This is a genomic window from Paenibacillus sp. FSL M7-0420 (assembly GCF_038002345.1).
Taxonomy (GTDB): domain Bacteria; phylum Bacillota; class Bacilli; order Paenibacillales; family Paenibacillaceae; genus Paenibacillus_AQ.
The window spans coordinates 1,036,505-1,052,016 of sequence record NZ_JBBOCJ010000001.1 but is presented as its reverse complement, the minus strand read 5'-3'; the positions used below and the strand labels follow the sequence as shown (position 1 = coordinate 1,052,016).

19 protein-coding genes are annotated in these 15,512 nt (G+C 42.9%); 2 read left to right on the top strand and 17 right to left on the bottom strand.

The genetic code is table 11. The annotated features are described in order from the left end of the window. Positions 1 to 146 precede the first annotated feature (146 nt). A complete protein-coding gene (locus MKX51_RS04510) occupies positions 147 to 857 on the top strand; it encodes a hypothetical protein (protein ID WP_340991349.1) in 711 nt (236 codons plus the stop codon). A gap of 370 nt (positions 858 to 1,227) precedes the next feature. Here MKX51_RS04510 and MKX51_RS33120 read toward each other — a convergent pair whose 3' ends face one another. From MKX51_RS33120 to MKX51_RS04455, 12 genes are all read right to left on the bottom strand, one after another. Then, positions 1,228 to 1,497, bottom strand: coding sequence for a GNAT family N-acetyltransferase (locus tag MKX51_RS33120; RefSeq protein WP_445322056.1), 270 nt, complete (start codon positions 1,495 to 1,497; stop codon positions 1,228 to 1,230). A gap of 45 nt (positions 1,498 to 1,542) precedes the next feature. Next, positions 1,543 to 2,022, bottom strand: a complete 480-nt coding sequence (locus MKX51_RS04505; protein WP_340943502.1) for a YbaK/EbsC family protein — start codon at positions 2,020 to 2,022, stop codon at positions 1,543 to 1,545. 30 nt (positions 2,023 to 2,052) lie between these two features. Further along, positions 2,053 to 2,610 carry a helix-turn-helix domain-containing protein gene (locus MKX51_RS04500; RefSeq protein ID WP_340943503.1) on the bottom strand — a complete coding sequence of 186 codons (558 nt, stop codon included), beginning with the start codon at positions 2,608 to 2,610 and terminating at the stop codon, positions 2,053 to 2,055. Between the two features lie 447 nt (positions 2,611 to 3,057). Then, positions 3,058 to 3,543: a ferritin-like domain-containing protein gene (locus MKX51_RS04495; RefSeq protein ID WP_340943505.1), complete on the bottom strand. Its 486-nt coding sequence runs from the start codon at positions 3,541 to 3,543 to the stop codon at positions 3,058 to 3,060. Positions 3,544 to 3,666: 123 nt separating this feature from the next. After that, positions 3,667 to 4,659, bottom strand: a complete 993-nt coding sequence (locus tag MKX51_RS04490) for an HD domain-containing protein (RefSeq protein WP_340943507.1) — start codon at positions 4,657 to 4,659, stop codon at positions 3,667 to 3,669. Between the two features lie 26 nt (positions 4,660 to 4,685). Beyond that, entirely contained in the window at positions 4,686 to 5,144 is a 459-nt protein-coding gene (locus MKX51_RS04485) for a RidA family protein (protein WP_340943508.1), read from the bottom strand. A gap of 64 nt (positions 5,145 to 5,208) precedes the next feature. After that, positions 5,209 to 5,757: a glutathione peroxidase gene (locus tag MKX51_RS04480; RefSeq protein ID WP_340943510.1), complete on the bottom strand. Its 549-nt coding sequence runs from the start codon at positions 5,755 to 5,757 to the stop codon at positions 5,209 to 5,211. A 126-nt stretch (positions 5,758 to 5,883) separates the two neighbouring features. Then, entirely contained in the window at positions 5,884 to 6,546 is a 663-nt protein-coding gene (locus MKX51_RS04475; protein WP_340943512.1) for a Type 1 glutamine amidotransferase-like domain-containing protein, read from the bottom strand. Then, on the bottom strand, positions 6,543 to 7,460 hold the full coding sequence (locus MKX51_RS04470) for a DUF2785 domain-containing protein (RefSeq protein ID WP_340991347.1): 918 nt from the start codon (positions 7,458 to 7,460) through the stop codon (positions 6,543 to 6,545). The genes MKX51_RS04475 and MKX51_RS04470 overlap by 4 nt, the downstream gene beginning before the upstream one ends. Positions 7,461 to 7,554: 94 nt before the next feature. Continuing rightward, on the bottom strand, positions 7,555 to 7,899 hold the full coding sequence (locus MKX51_RS04465; RefSeq protein WP_340991346.1) for a WYL domain-containing protein: 345 nt from the start codon (positions 7,897 to 7,899) through the stop codon (positions 7,555 to 7,557). Positions 7,900 to 7,903: 4 nt separating this feature from the next. Beyond that, the gene (locus MKX51_RS04460) at positions 7,904 to 8,425 is read right to left on the bottom strand and encodes a helix-turn-helix transcriptional regulator (RefSeq protein WP_340991345.1); all 522 of its coding nucleotides are present in this window, start codon (positions 8,423 to 8,425) and stop codon (positions 7,904 to 7,906) included. A gap of 252 nt (positions 8,426 to 8,677) precedes the next feature. Further along, on the bottom strand, positions 8,678 to 9,040 hold the full coding sequence (locus MKX51_RS04455) for a hypothetical protein (protein ID WP_340943520.1): 363 nt from the start codon (positions 9,038 to 9,040) through the stop codon (positions 8,678 to 8,680). Between the two features lie 47 nt (positions 9,041 to 9,087). Here MKX51_RS04455 and MKX51_RS04450 point away from each other — a divergent pair, with 47 nt between their 5' ends. After that, a complete protein-coding gene (locus MKX51_RS04450; RefSeq protein WP_340943522.1) occupies positions 9,088 to 9,378 on the top strand; it encodes a TetR/AcrR family transcriptional regulator in 291 nt (96 codons plus the stop codon). A 232-nt stretch (positions 9,379 to 9,610) separates the two neighbouring features. On the opposite strand, the gene MKX51_RS04445 is transcribed toward MKX51_RS04450, so the two are convergent. The 5 genes from MKX51_RS04445 to MKX51_RS04425 all read right to left on the bottom strand — a co-directional run bounded on the left by MKX51_RS04445 (position 9,611) and on the right by MKX51_RS04425 (position 15,194). Then, positions 9,611 to 10,717: a Ger(x)C family spore germination protein gene (locus MKX51_RS04445; protein WP_340943524.1), complete on the bottom strand. Its 1,107-nt coding sequence runs from the start codon at positions 10,715 to 10,717 to the stop codon at positions 9,611 to 9,613. Positions 10,718 to 10,719: 2 nt separating this feature from the next. Then, the gene (locus MKX51_RS04440; protein WP_076079612.1) at positions 10,720 to 11,835 is read right to left on the bottom strand and encodes a GerAB/ArcD/ProY family transporter; all 1,116 of its coding nucleotides are present in this window, start codon (positions 11,833 to 11,835) and stop codon (positions 10,720 to 10,722) included. Beyond that, positions 11,832 to 13,289, bottom strand: coding sequence for a spore germination protein (locus MKX51_RS04435; protein WP_076079611.1), 1,458 nt, complete (start codon positions 13,287 to 13,289; stop codon positions 11,832 to 11,834). Before MKX51_RS04435 ends, MKX51_RS04440 begins: the two co-directional genes overlap by 4 nt. A 104-nt stretch (positions 13,290 to 13,393) precedes the next feature. After that, entirely contained in the window at positions 13,394 to 14,272 is an 879-nt protein-coding gene (locus MKX51_RS04430; RefSeq protein ID WP_340991344.1) for a PhzF family phenazine biosynthesis protein, read from the bottom strand. 118 nt (positions 14,273 to 14,390) lie between these two features. Beyond that, the gene (locus tag MKX51_RS04425) at positions 14,391 to 15,194 is read right to left on the bottom strand and encodes a hypothetical protein (RefSeq protein WP_340991343.1); all 804 of its coding nucleotides are present in this window, start codon (positions 15,192 to 15,194) and stop codon (positions 14,391 to 14,393) included. Positions 15,195 to 15,512: the final 318 nt, after the last annotated feature.

Sequence of the window (15,512 nt, the reverse complement as noted above, 5' to 3'; positions counted from 1 at the left end):
AAGTAATTCTGCATAACTATAAATCTCTCAATATTGTAGTTTTTTTGTTGTGTGCAAGGTGTTACATGTTCATCAATCCATTCGCTATACTAGTGTAGGTACACGTACTAAGCAGAAACACATGAAGAGGAAGTGAATCTGACTCAATGAAAAAACTAATAGTAAGGTCCGTAGGTATTGTTGCACTTTTAAGCTACATAGTGGGGTATAATGATTCTTCTCAAATTCAAATTGCAGAAGCAAAAGCAGCGTCAACCCATACCCCAAAGCCAGCTGCTAAAGCAGATAATATCAATGCACTAATTCCGGCAGGTTGGCACATTTTAGAGCCTTTCCAGGATGAGAAGGCAATTGCTGAAGGAGATCTGAATAAAGACGGAATCGCAGATGTTGCGGCAGTCATAGAGAAGGATGCAGGTAAGGACGAGGCATCTCCGCGATCCCTTTTAATCGCTTTTGGCAGTAAAAACAATACGTACACCCTCTCGATCATCGCCAAAAATGTCATTTTGCAATCGGATGAGGGCGGCATCTGGGGCGATCCTTTTGATAGCCTGACCATTGACCGGGGTTCTGTCCTGGTTAGCGATTATGGGGGCAGCAATTGGAGATGGTACAACAAATACAGATTTCGGTATCAGGATCATGACTGGTTTTTGATTGGCTCCACGAGCGGAACCTATTTCACAGGTGCTGTAACCATGGAGCAGGCGGATGAGGATGATATTAATTATTTGACCGGACAATTTATTAAGAGAAGAACGGACGAACAAGGACATCTCACCACAAAAAAAGGAATTCAGAGGAAAAAGCCTTTGATCCGCCTAAAGGAGTTCAACCCGGAAAATATGCAATAATCCAGCGTAGCTAGAGATTCAGAATCGCTCCAACATACAACTGTAGAGAAGCAAAGCGGACAACACTGCCCTACTCAGGCGTGGTCCGCTTTATTGTGCCTACCAACCATTTTGCTGCATTCAGAAGGTCCTTAGCAATGTAATATGGTGCTGCCTGCTCATACCACAGGTGACGGTATTTATCCAAAGACTGCAAGCCTATCGGTTGAACCCACACCGCCAATCACCGCACCCGGGTATCTCCCACAAATACAGCTTGAAGGGTCAAGCGGACTCACCCCTTTTTCCTGAATACTCCAAAAAATATAATAAAAATAAGAATAACGATTATGAACCCGCTCAACGCAATCCCCCCTTTTTTGGGATTATATCATGAGCAATATGGTTTGAATATTAGGCTACAGTTAATCATTCCGTTCGCTACTCCGGTTCGTGTAAAATTCAATTTCTCCAGAACTCTGATAGATGGAATGTTATCAATAAGGCACTCAGCGACAATTTTTTGGACTTTTTTTGATGATAAGGCCCATTCTATAACTGCCCCAACCGACTCAGTAGCAATCCCCTTGTTGTGCATGTCTGGAATAATACCAAATCCAACCTCTACACTGCCCGAGCCTGGGGCATACTCGCCACACAGAACTAACAGCCCCGTTACCGAGCTGACAGAAAGGTAAACATGAATTTATTTTACACAGATGACTCGTCCGTTTGTCATTTGAATTAATTCTTCGGGTGTTAATTGAAACACTGCTCTTGGATGTCCGGCAGCAGCCCATATCTCTCTGTATTGTAACAAGTCTTCATCAATAAAAGTGAGGATTGACTCTTTATATCCTAAAGGCGGTACGCCTCCAATCACAAATCCTGTGTGTTCACGTACAAAATCAGCGTCAGCTTTCCCTAATTTGTCATTCAGATGGCTGATAATTTGTTTTTCGTTAATCCGGTTGACTCCACTTGCTATAACCAATAAGGGTTTATCTTCATTTTTGAGCCGAAAGATAATGGACTTCGCTATATGCGCAACCTCGCAGCCTATCGCATCGGCAGCTTCCTGTGCAGTTCGTGTACTGTCAGGCAGTTCTACAACTTGATTTGCATACCCCAGCTCCAATAGTTTGTTTTGAACCTGCTGGGCACTATCTTTAAGTTGACTTGTCAACGTGTATTCCTCCTTAATCATTACATGCAATTAAGAATCCATATAATGCATAATCACTTGTATGGTCACATCTTCGTCCGATTTATTGATATAACGATGTTCAACATTGCCTGTAAATTTTATAGCCTGGCCTTCTTGTAATTCGTATATTTCGTCCTTGATCTGTAGACTGAACACTCCGGAGGTAACCGTAATATACTCTTGAACTCCATCATTATGCGGGAATGAAACATAGTTACAAGTAGGGCTGAGAATAATCGTAAACGTTTCAATACGTGTCTGTGGATCAAACGGAAACAGTAAGTACACTCTACATTTTCCATTGTCTTCTGTTAAATCTGGAATTTCTTTTCGAGTTGCAATGGATACTACTGCGTCATCCTCTTTAAGCAGAGATGAGAACGAAATATTGAGTCCCGTAGCAATTTTCCACACGGTTGTCACTGTGGGCTGCGTTTCTCCCCGCTCAATTTGATGAAGCATACCTTTACTGACCTTGGTTAAATCAGCGAGCTTATCTAAGCTTAACTGCCTATTCTTTCTAATACGCTGCAGGTTGTTTCCTATCCTGATGTGAATAGCATTCAATAAATAGCACCTCCTTCTTGTTCATTATAATATACAAATGTAATACTATACAATACGTTCCGTGAATTAACTCAAACCCAGTCAACTCTCATTCTCATCAATGAACAAAGGTGCAATTTATGGTGATAAATCTTTTCGACTTAAGTATTCCTGCTCAACTGAGAGAGAATTTCAGTTTATGTACTCTGCCCGAGATGCGGCCAGTGAACATTAGACGTATACTGCGCAACAGAAGGGAGAGTCAGCTTTTTAAATGGTGGCAGATCTGAACGAGAAAATAAAGTCATAGACTGCAGTTGTGTTGTTGGACTAACGTTTCCCGTTAGCTTAGTAAAGTTTTTTCAACAAGAGTCTTAACGATTGTTGCGCAGTCCGAAGATAGGGCATAAACAGAGCAAAGAGGCCCCTCCACTCCCTGTGAGAGAAGAGGCCTCTTCGTGCGTAGGATCACAACTGATTTACAGCTAAGTTTTGTATCAGGAGATTGTTATATTTAGCCGCATGTTTTTGCTCATCCAGAATAATGCCATACAGAGTATCCTTGTAAATGCCGTATGGAAGACCGAACCATATCTTTCGATATTTCTCCACAGCAGATAATTCACCTTGGAAGGCTTGTTGCAACCCGGCAATATAAGAATTAACATTCTCCGGAGCTTCGTTGCTAACTCCTGTTACTTCATGTCCTGTTAATTCCTTATACATTTGTCGGAACATTTGATTATGTCCTCTTTCATCATTCCGAATAGAGGTAATCACGTCAACTTGATCTTGGTTGGGAGCAAGTTTGATGAGTTGATCATAAAAAAGTTCATCATTTCGTTCGCCTTGTACGGCATTCCTCATTAATTCAAGTGCTTCTTGTGTGGTAGTGGCCCAAACGGGGACGAATTGTGCTCTAAACCAATACGGATAAGGATACATCCTATGCATGAGCTAAACCTCCAGAAATACAAATAATCATATCATCAATTATATGCACATGAGCCCAGTGTGTGATTATTCGAGAAAGGTTTGATGCACAGTTCGAAAACGGGTGTAACAGATTCTATCATATTAAAGCTCCCACCAAACGTAGTAGGTGCCTAGCAGCTCTGTAAGTTGGTTGATCGTATCGAGGCAGTCTTGTGAATATTCGGTGATCAACACACCTTGGATGAGCGGCATTGCGAGATAGAGCTTACTCAATACTGCCGTTTCCACTGGAAAAGCAGGCTTTTCCCGCGACACGCGAATTCGCCATGATTCCATAAGCAACCGCTCATACTCTTCCCTTGTGTCTGGATCACTACAAAGCAACTGCTCAATATGCGTATCCGTCATGATGGGCAGCTTCGCTGCTTCGATTTCATCCTTATGTATTAAGCGGCCAGCCAATTTTCTCATGATCGCGTTTATGCCGATATTCGCCGGGGAAGCGTGCATGCGGGCTTCTTCCCATATGAGCCCGGTGACCTGCTTGCCAGCTTCGAGTGTGAACTGGAGATTTTCATTTCTATAGCTCATCGCTTCTAAAAGTTCATCAGTCGAAATAGTCAGATAACCGCCGATAAATGCACTTCTGATCCAGGAGTCCAGGTGATCTGCATGAAGAATTCCGTCCTTGTTCCTCAGTAGGCTACGCTTCGAACCATCTATATAGTCCATAATATCTGTTGTACGAATATTCGCACGGGCTAGGATGTCAACGATCTCCTGTGAAAATACGGCCTCCCGCGTCCATTCATGATGATCCACGCCTGGAAGGGATTCTAACGTATGACTAAAAGGCGCATGTCCGATATCATGCAGTAATGCGGCTGCCCGCAACGAACGATTATCCGGCTCAAAATGCGCTGTAAGCGCAAATACACCCAACGTATGCTGTAAGCGGCTGTAGGTATGGTGGGTATTGATGAAAGAAGCGCCGCCATGCCGAATGTAATGAAGACGCCGCACCTTTTTGCTTCGGAGCAGCGCTTTTTCTTCATTGGTGAGCTGAATCCGTAACTGCCACAGCGGTTCATATATATCGTCTAACGCACCATCAAGTCTTAATCGAAAGTCCATTCCAAGGTTTCCTCCTGTGTTCTCCTTTATTCTTCAACCTCAAATATTGAATCAATGATGATTGGAAGATTGTCTCTAACCGAAACAGCTCCAAAGACTGAACGTGCATGGATACCTTTTTCTCCGAAAACATCCAGCATAAGATCAGAACAGCCATTTAACACTTTATGATGTTCTTCAAAATTAGCTGTGGCATTAACAAAGCCCTGAATTTTAACAACTCGTTTCACTTTATCCAGTGTACCTAAAGCTGCTTTTAGTACAGCCAAAATTTCAATCCCAGTCTGCCGTGCAAACTGATAACCTTCTGCCGTTGTATACTCTTGACCTAACTTGCCTTTAGGCGTTCCAGCAGGGCCCTTACCTGAAACATACAATAACCCGTTTACTTTTACGAAGTTTGCATATTTAGCTGCAGGTTCGCTTGCATGGGGAAGAACGATTCCTAATGTTGCTATTCTACTGTCTACTGTTTGTTCAGTCATTTTTCAGTCTCCTCACTCCTCATATTTGGAAGATTATACTACCCTACGAGGTAAGGAGCAACATTCAGTCTAGCAACGCTTCAATCGCTGGCTGTATTTCAAAGGGTTCCGTCGGTGTTTCGTATCTACCCTGTACTTGTCCGTTCCGGCCGATCAGAAATTTTGTGAAATTCCACTTGATCCCATGCCCTGCGTATAGGTCAGGATACTTTTCTTGCAGGAAATTCTGCATCCATTGACCGTTCACAGTCTGGGTATCGAAACCTTGAAACGGCGCTTGATTCGTTAAAAACTCAAATAATGGATGCGGGTTCTGCCCCCTAACCTCCACCTTCTCAAATAACGGAAATGTCACTCCAAAGTGGCCCGTACAGTATTCCTGCACTTCTGAGTTGCTCCCCGGCTCTTTCTCATTAAATTGGTTACAAGGAAAACCGAGGATTTCAAAGCCCTGCTCCCTATGATTGTCATAAAGCTTCTGAAGATCAGCGAATTGGCGAGAATAACTGCATTTACTGGCTGTGTTTACAATAAGGAGTACTTTTCCGAGGTATACCGATAAATCAATGGTCTCCCCGCCAATCTTGGTTACCTGAAAATCATATATAGACATCAGATCATTCCCCTTCGTTATGATAAACACATCATATGTCGTTATCTCTTATTGGTCTAATATATAAAAGCGATTATGTTCATAGGAATAACCAATATATTAACGCAATCGGTTACTACTCCGTGGTCATACGCTTATTTTCTGAATCTTCGAGCGGGATATATAATATACCGGACCCATGATTTCGATTTTGCCGTCTTTTACACGCATTGCACTCTCCTGCTCTGCCGCATATACATCGAGCTCCTCCGATAAGGGGAACAGGTAGCCTTGAACGAACGAGGCATAGTCGCGTTGCGAGTGTGATTCATAGGCAAACGGATCAAAGCCCAACCCATCCTGAGTGGTATCTATTTCAACGGTATGAGCGGCATTATGCGAGGTTACCCATTTGGCAGACATGTTCAACGAACCGGCGCTGGCCCCCAAGATCACGGCACTGCTATTTCTAATCACATTCGTTAATTCGTATTCCGCCAAAAAATCGTGCTGCTGAACCGGATCTCCCCCGCATAAAAAAATGACCGAGGCGTTCTGAATCCATTGCCGGGCTTCTTCCTTCTGCATGCGGTAATCGATGTAATGATTCTCATCAAACATAAAATTAGCCTGAGTTAACCATGTCCATTCAGAAATATCCTCAAAGTTAATCTGCCCGTCTTCATAATCAGAGGGTTGAGCGCTAATCATAACAAGCGATTGTCTGTCTTGTAGATCCTCCTGCAGCCACTCAACCAGCTTCTCTGGCAAAACATCATTAAACCAACTGAAATAGTAGTGAGTACTCATGCTTCGTTACCTCCATATGTAGGATTTGCCTCGTTAAAAGAGTTTAATTTAGCTTCAGCCGTCAGCATAGCGCTGGTAAGAATAAGATTATCCCCGTCATTCCGGGCAATCGTTCTGAAGTACAGGCTGCGCACAATATTTTTCCCGTTCACTCTGGCGACTCTCTGTGCGCGTGTATCGTGCCATTCCGTGCACTGCGCCAAGCTATGAATCCAGTCAGCAATCTCCTGCTGCGGAAGCAGCGTTTCGCTGATCATCGTGTCCACAACACTTGCCATGCGTTCATCCTCCTCCTCGTCAAAAATCCGGACACCGTTATGCAGCATCCCTGTAACCGCCTCTAATACCTCGTGCTGCACCGCAATATCGCTTTCCGTACAGCGGATCAGCTCCTCCAGAGCATCTGCCCCGTGAGCTGCGGCATGAGCCCAGCCTTCGGCTGGCAGATAACCGCGCAGGTCCTTCTCCTCCTGGTGGTAGCGAAGCAGCGAGCGCTTTAGATGCTGGAAGTCTTTTGGCGTCAAGAATGGTTGAATCCTGTTCCGTTGCATAATAAGAGCGATCGGCAGAACCGCGAATGCCCTGGTAAGTACGCTGTGGTCGCCGTCGCTTCCTATCTGGTAGAACAAATGCCGGTCGTCCATCAGAATAGTCAATAGATGCCGCATTTCCTCATCTGTGAACTTATTATCGCGCTTCAGCCATATGTAAAAGGTAGAATAGATATGCTCACGAAGCTCTGGCTCCGGGTCACCAATATGCCTCAGCATCAGATCGGTGAAGTCTTGGAAGCTTTCTTCCTCTCGTAGGATATACTGTTCTTCCTCCAATCTGTGCAGCTTGTATATCAGTTCTGTCCGCGCGTCCTTCGTACCCCATTCATTGACATCTTCATCCAAAATGCAGGCTTTCATCTAGTCGGTTCACTCCTAACCTAGTTATAGCGGCGTTATGTATTGGGTCCCGCCGATATCCCTACTATAAAACACAATGACTGACACCAGGGGGTCAGTCATTGTAGGATAGAAGCATATTGTGCATATATTGCTGCAGCTCCGCCCGTAATACACGAGGCTCCAGCAGCTCGCACTCCTTGCCGAAGCCTAGAATGAATTTCAGCAGACCCTCCTCATGAGGAAATGTATCCGTAACGAGATAGAAGCCATCTTCACCCCGGCTAATCTTCTCTTTCTCAAAATACTCGGAAAGCTGCGCGCCAATTCGCGAAGTGAATCTCAACACAACCTGTATGCCCGCCTGCGAATAATTGTGCTCAATGACATCGGCGATCCGCTCTGTCGACAGCTCTCTTTTTTCAAACGGCGGCCCCTGCTCCAATTGCCTGATCCGCACGAGCTTAAATCTGCGGTAGTCGTTTCTGACCCGGCTCGACAGTCCGCTCCAGGTATTCCATATCCCTGTTGATGTAGTCGAACACCAGCAGCCTATTCTCCGTGATGGCCTCGCTTATGATCCCGAGGTACTCCTTAATCTCCTGCTCCATGCTGAAATGGGACAAATCCAGAGTCAGTTTATCCTGATTGGAGTCCCGCTTATAGGTATGTTCAACCTTCAGCAGGATGTCGTTAAAAGCTTCGTTTCGGCCAAACAAGCCGTGTAAATTCTTCATTACAGCTACAAACGTATGAGCTTCATCCCCATTAAGAAAGAGATTGCTCACATTATAGCTGTCCATAATATAGTATCCTCCGCCCTTGCCGCTGGTCGCTGCAACCGGTATGCCGGCTTCGCTGATTTGCTCAATATCCCGGTAGATCGTCCGCAAGGATACCTCGAAATGCTCAGCAAGCTCCTTGCCCGTTACCGTACCTTGACCAGAGATGATCAGCAGCATGGAGAGTAATCGATTGACTCGCATGATTGGTGTGTGACGCTAAGTAACGTCTCCTCCTTTGGGTGGATTTTTTTCATATTACATCTTTGGGAAACACCCTATTCATTATCTTGTCAGACCTACGGTATGATGTCCAGAATGACATTTGTGAGAGGAATGCAGGATTGCCAAAACGTCGGAGCTGTGCAGGCGACCTAACATAGAAGGGACAGTTGTTAAACGCAAATTGTCCCCGCAATAACTTATACCTTCATCTGTCCCTTGATAACCTTCATCCTACTTTTGCCTGTGGCTACAATTGCTTCTTCCGCCACTTGCTTCAGGACGAATCATTGCCAGAATATGCAGCTCTGCAACATCTCGAACACCCACATAATCAGAATAAATTTTGGGGACAGCCTTCAGCTTGCCTTCTAGCATTTGGCGGACAATTACATTTGAATGTGAATAATCGTTGCCTAGAATCGGCCCCATCACACCCACAGGATTTACAGTTGCAAATTCCAAACCCTTCCCTTCGTGTTGAATGAAATCCCAGGCAGCTTTTTCAGCGAGATCCGTTTGAACAAAAGACAAATCCTCCATATTTGTCACTCCGCCCGTCATGATCATGGCTTTCACTTCATCTTTTCTGCTCATCGCACGAAGGGTTACCCGCACACGATACTTCTTCTCCAGTAAGTGTAATGGCAGCAACGGATCACGCACAAATTATTAAAAAAGACACCAAAGAATGGATTACTATTGCATTGCTGGAGCTATTGCGAACGAATAGAATATCAGAGCTGAAGATTTCAGAACTCGTTAGAACAGCCGGCGTCAGCCGAATGGCCTTCTATAGAAATTATGAAAGTCTTAAACAGGTATTAATGGAGTACTACGAGCCCAAATTTGCAGATATTTTCAATAAAATTGCGAACAAAGAATCACGAGCAAAAAATAAGAGATTTGACCAGCTTTTTTCTAACATTCTCTGATGATTTTCGATTAAGCGGATTCCCGGAATTTTTTTTGAATAACAAAAAGAAAGACAGCTCAAAACTCGAATGGCGAGTCGTGTATTGTCTTTTTTCGTTCCCCGATAGCAATAACAATCTGTTCAATTAACCCAATCCCGATCGTTCATCCGTTTTACAGTGTAATGATTTAATATCCCTCACCGATTAACGTCGATAATTTATCATGCGCTCTTAAGCGGCTCGGAACGATTTACTTGTTTTGAAACATATCAACCGCTCCATTAATCAAAGGATGTACTTTGATGTCGTAGTCAACATTAATTCTCATGTTTTCCCAATGTTTCAACCATTGCTCATCCGTTATTTCTTTAGAAAACGGCTTAAGCGAATGGGTTCCGACCTCTAAGGGATCGACTTTCCAACGTTGCATTCTTTTTAATAAATCTGACGTTTGTTCCTCAAGGTAGACCTCAGTTTCATGAATTAAATGTTCCAATTGTTCCTCACTTTGAATATTCAATTCTCCCTGGTACTCCTCAATTCTTCCTTTCAAGCTCACATGTAAAGACAAGGATGAATAGTCCCTCGATAGTTTCATGCGAACATTGGATCGAATCCGTCCTAAACTGATAGATAGCTTTGGAATGGCCAAGACTTTTAGAAAATGATCGTTATCCAGAAGTTGAAAAATATTATCGTCCACGTCTTGAATGACCATTACTTCTTTATCGTTTTGGAAGATGGCTGTTCCTATGTAATTGAAATTGTTCTTATCCGAATGAAAAACCGGCAGGATCGGATCCTTAAAAGGGGAATATACCTTCTTCATGAATTTATGAATATTGACGATGCTCATTTCACCTTGATTATGCTCCTCGTAATGCTTTAACATCCGATAAAGAAAATAATCTTGGTTTTCTTGCTCCGTCAATTGATTTTTTATGTATTCATCAAAATCGCCTCTGACAATCAACAAATAGACACGCATTGAAATATCAGGATCAACCAGTATGGTATTGATCAGCTTTTCAATGCCTCCTTTTTTTGCCAGCTCCTCATTAATTATTAACATTCGCAGCTGCCCCTGCTTTAATTCCCGATAATAAATTAAATTAAACTTCTGATCTCCCTGCTTTAACAGATCGACTTCCTTGGAGAGAAGACGTTTTTTTTCTTGGATGAGCGGTGGTACTAAAGTGCTGATTTTCAACTTTCCTTCCGGCCCCTTGTCAACCGACCAGAAAACTACCGGAGCAATCTCTTCAATCTTATTGTTCTCGACATATGGAGAAGAACAGCCGGCCATCCACATAACGCTTACAATCGCCAATAAACCATAGTGCTTGTATGGAACCATGCCTACATACTCTCCTTTCGTTTGACAGTAGTGAAAAGGATCGTAGGAATAAGTAAATAAATGCATGCGCCGATCCAGATTTGAAGGTTCAGTAACATCTTTTGACCCGGAACCGTTTGCCATAACCATTGATCCATTAAGATGATGCTTATCAAAATGACGAACCAACTCGACAATAATCCGATCCAAGTCGTGCGTTCTTTCATTTTTCTCATAAAGATTCTTCCGGCTCCATAAAAACATAACAGAAGAATTGAAATGTCAAACACATAATTAAACATATGGAAAGAGATAAGGATGTAATCGATTCGTTCTAAACCGCTCGTTTGAATGTAGCTTCCCATATATCCTATCGGAAAATCGATCTTGCGTAAGTAGTACGAACCGTAAAACAATACCGAAGCAACGAACAATACTAAATATTCCATGATCGACAGCATGTTTCCAATGACCAGGTATTTCGATATTTTTTGGTTGGAGCTCAACCATGGAACCATAAAAGCCAAATATACCGGACCGGAAAATGCCGACCAAATAAACAACAAACCTTGCCATGATTGTCCTGACCATTCGGTGGGTATGAGAGGATACAAATCGCGGTAATTGGCATCCGATTGAAAGAAGAAAGGAATAAACAGGACTGAAATCCAAGCCCCGCAAAGAAAGGCGATGACGACAAAACGCAATGTATTCTCCATTCCATGTGAAGCCACATATAAGCTGATCAAAAGAATGATTAGGATCAGCCACCTTTTATCCATAGATGGAAAAATAAAATTTTGGAGCATATCAACGTATCCCAGTGTGATGACTGAAATTTTTAACAATATTATCAAAAATCCAAGTATTGCGAAAACTTGAATCGTCCGTTTCCCGAAAAGCTGTAAAAATCCTTGATAGCCTTTCGCTGCATAACTGGAAGTAAACCATTTGGACATCATCATCAAATTAAGTTGGGACAGTAGCCCCATCGCGACAATTCCCCAAACCATATACGAATGAACCAAATAAACCGGCATGATTAAAATAAAATAATGCATTTGCATGCGATTCACTAATAGAACGAAATAGATACCGCCAGGAGTGGAAGTTCGATTATATAAGGATAAACTCTTCACTTCTTCATCTCCTGTCGCCATTTCCGTAGTGGTTTTAGATATTTCGGACGCGTTTTCATCCAAATTAAAGGGCCGCGGATAAAGAGGTCATTCCAATCCTTTCCATAAAAAGGAGCGATCGGTGCTAAATAAGGTTGACCTAATGACGTTAATGCATGGAGATGTGCAAGAATCCCGATCAGCCCGATCACGATTCCCGGCAACCCCAGAAACGATGCAAGGACAAGAAGAAGAATTTGCATCAGTACCATGGATTTTGTAACTTGATAGTTGGGAACTAAAAAGAAAGCAATAGCGGATATACCCATCAACACTATCAATACTTTACTTGCAAAGCCTGCTTCTACAGCAGCTTGTCCAATGACGATACCACCGATAACCCCTAAAGTTTGACTGGTTTTGGTCGGCATTCGCAAACTTGCTTCTTTGATGATTTCCAGCGTTACGATCATGAATAATCCTTCCGCAAACGGAGTAAAGGGCAATTTGCCTCTCGATTCCAATAATACGTAAAGAAGCGGCAGCGGAACCATTTGGTAATGAAATGTCGTTAACGCAACATAAAAAGGAATCATCGTCAAAGAAACAATAAAACTTCCGTACCGGATTAAACGTAAAAAACTGGCTACCGGCCAACGAAGGAAGTAGTCTTCCGGAGATTGGAGTAGATGAAAAAAAGTAATGGGAGCAATTAAAGCAAACGGTGAATTGGAAACCAATAGCGTCAGCTTTCCCTCACCTAAGGCATAGGCGCAGGCATCCGGCCGATCCGTTTGTAGAAACTGCGGAAAGACCGTATGGTTATGATCTTCAATAAAAGCTGCAAGCTGAGAGGAGTCTAAAAATTGATCGAAATCCACACTTTCAATTTTCTTTCTTGCAAGGGAAACAAATTCTGGATTTGTTAATCCGTCTATGTACAGTAACACAACTTTCGTTTTACTCAGTGAACCAATAGTAAAGCTTTCCGTTTTTAATGTAGTTATAGGCAAACGTCTGCGCAACATTGTAATGTTTTTATCGATTTGTTCACTGAAGCTGTCTTTCGCTCCATATATAACAGTTTCCGTTTGGGAAGGTTCAACTGCCCGACCAAGAGGGCTTTCCAGTTGGACGCCTAACCACTGATCGTTGACTGAATCGTTTAGAAGAATAAATCCCTGCATTATTTTTTGCTCAGCATCTTCGATCGATAGAACTTCCGAAACTTTGGCATTGGTTATGCATGAAGAAAGCGAATTGCAAGCAGAACGATGAAGTGGCTGAATAATCGTCTCGTTTAAACGCTCTGGATCGATTAACGTTTTTATGTATAAAAGATGGACTGAGGCACTGGTACCCATTCTGAGCTCAACAATTTCGGCATCATCCATATGGTTTAATTTCTGTTTTAATTCATCAATCCATGTGGACATTTGATGATTTTTCATTTGAGGGCCGTATTTTTCAACCATAGTCTTCTCCTTCATTAAAGAAATCAAAATCCTGCGGTTTTATCTTGCCCTGAAATGGAAAAATTATACGACCGGGTAGCTGCAAACAGGCTTTTTGATTCCGCTTATATCATGATATGTCTTCGTTCAATGCCAGCCACTGCACCGCCAACCCGAACCTGATTGATTTCACCGCTCTCGCTTAGGCGCAGTCCTGCCCTGATTTCGGAAGGACAATCCATCGAATATCCTTGCCTGAACATGACATTCTCTACTTCCTGCAAGGATCGTTGGCCATGTTGGTACAAATAGCTGAGCAGAGCACCGTTGGATGTTCCTGTCGCGCTCTCCTCGGGAATATCGTACAGCGGCGCAAAATTCCGGCATTCCGCAGCAGCGTCGTCTGGAGTATCCATCGTGAACAGATGATATCCAACTACATCATATTTTTCGCTGATGGCGGTTATGGCATCAAAATTTGGCTCAACCTCATGCAAGAGCTCCCTGCTGCGGATCGGGATCATAATGTCCCGCAGGCCCGTTGAAACAATCTGGATGGGTAACCCGGTTTTCAGATCCCCGGCATCCATCCCCAAAGATGGGGCGATTTCCTCACAGGATATCTTTTGAAGAAATTGTGGTAAAGCCTGTGACAAATAAACAAGACCCTCGGAGCTAATATCGACTTCCAGAATCCCTGCCTTGGTTTCAATTGAATAGGAGGTCCCTTCCTTTGACAAACCCAGCGAATGCATTAGCCCAAACGCAGCAATCGTGGCGTGTCCGCACAGATTAACTTCGCTGGCCGGGGTGAAATAGCGGATTTTGTAATCCGCAAGCAGGGATTTTTCCATAAAAGCCGTCTCTGAAAAGCCCAATTCCTTCGCTATAAGCTGCATTTGGGCAGCATCCAGAGAAAGGCCATCCTCCAAGACAACGCCTGCCGGATTACCGCCACGCCCCCCTTTCGTAAACGCATTTAACGTATACACTTCCACATTCATGTTCTGATCGTCCTCTCTTTATCTTCGAAAACTGATGTGCGCCACCGCAATCTTCTCTCCATAACGTCTTAATAGTGCCATTCTTCTTTTGCAAGCAGAACAGTTAATTTCTTGCCTATTAAAAACGCAGATTGCCCCCGATCAAATCTTTGGTCATTGGATCAAAAAACATTGTAATCGGTCCCAGTGGGCCGTTCATTTCCGTATCAAGTTGAACGGATACAACAACCTCTGACTTTCTGTCATCAATCCAATAGCCAATGTTTTTTCCAGACTCTAGGATCACTATGGCTTTCTCTTTCTGCGTGGTTAAAGTGCTTCTTTCCTTTTTTGAGATTTGGGCCCAAGCTAGATTCCGAAATTCATCTTCATTTTTAAGTTTGTCATAGTGGAAGACATAATAGTACCAGCCGCCGCCCAGATTCTTATAGTCATTCACATAGCTGAATTTCGAAGGATCCCCTTTGGCCATCTCTGGTAGGCTGAGGTAGGTTATGCCTTGTTGATACAAGTTGTCTTCGGCATCAAACAAAAAGTCAATACTTTTACTAGGGGCATCATTTAAGGAGGATATCCTTTTTACAATACCTTCTTGAAACAATGTTTGAGCGATTTCTTGAATTTCAGGGTCTTGGATGTTCTCGATGGAATAATCTTGTTGAAGTATGACAGGCCGAGTCTGGAACACGTTTTCATTCTCTAACAGATAACTGCCTAGAATTTCAAAATCTTCACGACGGTTTTGAAAATATTTAATAACCCCAGTCTCTGGACGCTTCAACATTTCGTTAACGTTCAAGGGAATAATGAAATCACTTGCCCTAACATGCTCCGTTCCATTGCTTTTCAAGCCAGCACATCCCCATACCGTCAATGCAAAACAAATTAGAACTGAAATGAATTTCATCGGCCAAAAATTCATAATGCGACCCCCCATTAAGACAAGAGCTGTGAATTCATGTCACGAAATGGCTTCTCGGTAATGTTTTAATTGTTGATTTAGTTTAGTTGTGAGAATTGGATAACTGCCAGAATAATACTCAAAACAGTTAGCGCAAAGAAAATAACAGAAATTTGACGGTTTCTGTGCATTTTGATTCCGTATGAGCAAAAAAAGATTGCGGCCGCTAACTTGGCAATAATATTAAAATAGACATGATCCGAAAACATTGAACTGCTAAAGAGAATAGAAGCAAGTAAAGTCAAAGATATTAACACTTTAAACCACAGCGGTTCCCTA

Excerpts from the sequence above, each read along its gene's own strand:
- MKX51_RS04480 (WP_340943510.1), bottom strand. The coding sequence starts at position 5,757 with ATGTCTATATATGATTTTCAGGTAACCAAGATTGGCGGGGAGACCATT.
- MKX51_RS04460 (WP_340991345.1), bottom strand. The coding sequence starts at position 8,425 with ATGCGAGTCAATCGATTACTCTCCATGCTGCTGATCATCTCTGGTCAA.
- MKX51_RS04430 (WP_340991344.1), bottom strand. The coding sequence starts at position 14,272 with ATGAATGTGGAAGTGTATACGTTAAATGCGTTTACGAAAGGGGGGCGT.
- MKX51_RS04425 (WP_340991343.1), bottom strand. The coding sequence starts at position 15,194 with ATGAATTTTTGGCCGATGAAATTCATTTCAGTTCTAATTTGTTTTGCA.
- MKX51_RS04445 (WP_340943524.1), bottom strand. The coding sequence starts at position 10,717 with ATGGTTCCATACAAGCACTATGGTTTATTGGCGATTGTAAGCGTTATG.
- MKX51_RS04495 (WP_340943505.1), bottom strand. The coding sequence starts at position 3,543 with ATGCATAGGATGTATCCTTATCCGTATTGGTTTAGAGCACAATTCGTC.
- MKX51_RS04455 (WP_340943520.1), bottom strand. The coding sequence starts at position 9,040 with ATGAGCAGAAAAGATGAAGTGAAAGCCATGATCATGACGGGCGGAGTG.
- MKX51_RS04510 (WP_340991349.1), top strand. The coding sequence starts at position 147 with ATGAAAAAACTAATAGTAAGGTCCGTAGGTATTGTTGCACTTTTAAGC.
- MKX51_RS04470 (WP_340991347.1), bottom strand. The coding sequence starts at position 7,460 with ATGAAAGCCTGCATTTTGGATGAAGATGTCAATGAATGGGGTACGAAG.
- MKX51_RS04450 (WP_340943522.1), top strand. The coding sequence starts at position 9,088 with ATGGCAGCAACGGATCACGCACAAATTATTAAAAAAGACACCAAAGAA.
- MKX51_RS04475 (WP_340943512.1), bottom strand. The coding sequence starts at position 6,546 with ATGAGTACTCACTACTATTTCAGTTGGTTTAATGATGTTTTGCCAGAG.
- MKX51_RS04490 (WP_340943507.1), bottom strand. The coding sequence starts at position 4,659 with ATGGACTTTCGATTAAGACTTGATGGTGCGTTAGACGATATATATGAA.
- MKX51_RS04435 (WP_076079611.1), bottom strand. The coding sequence starts at position 13,289 with ATGGTTGAAAAATACGGCCCTCAAATGAAAAATCATCAAATGTCCACA.
- MKX51_RS04485 (WP_340943508.1), bottom strand. The coding sequence starts at position 5,144 with ATGACTGAACAAACAGTAGACAGTAGAATAGCAACATTAGGAATCGTT.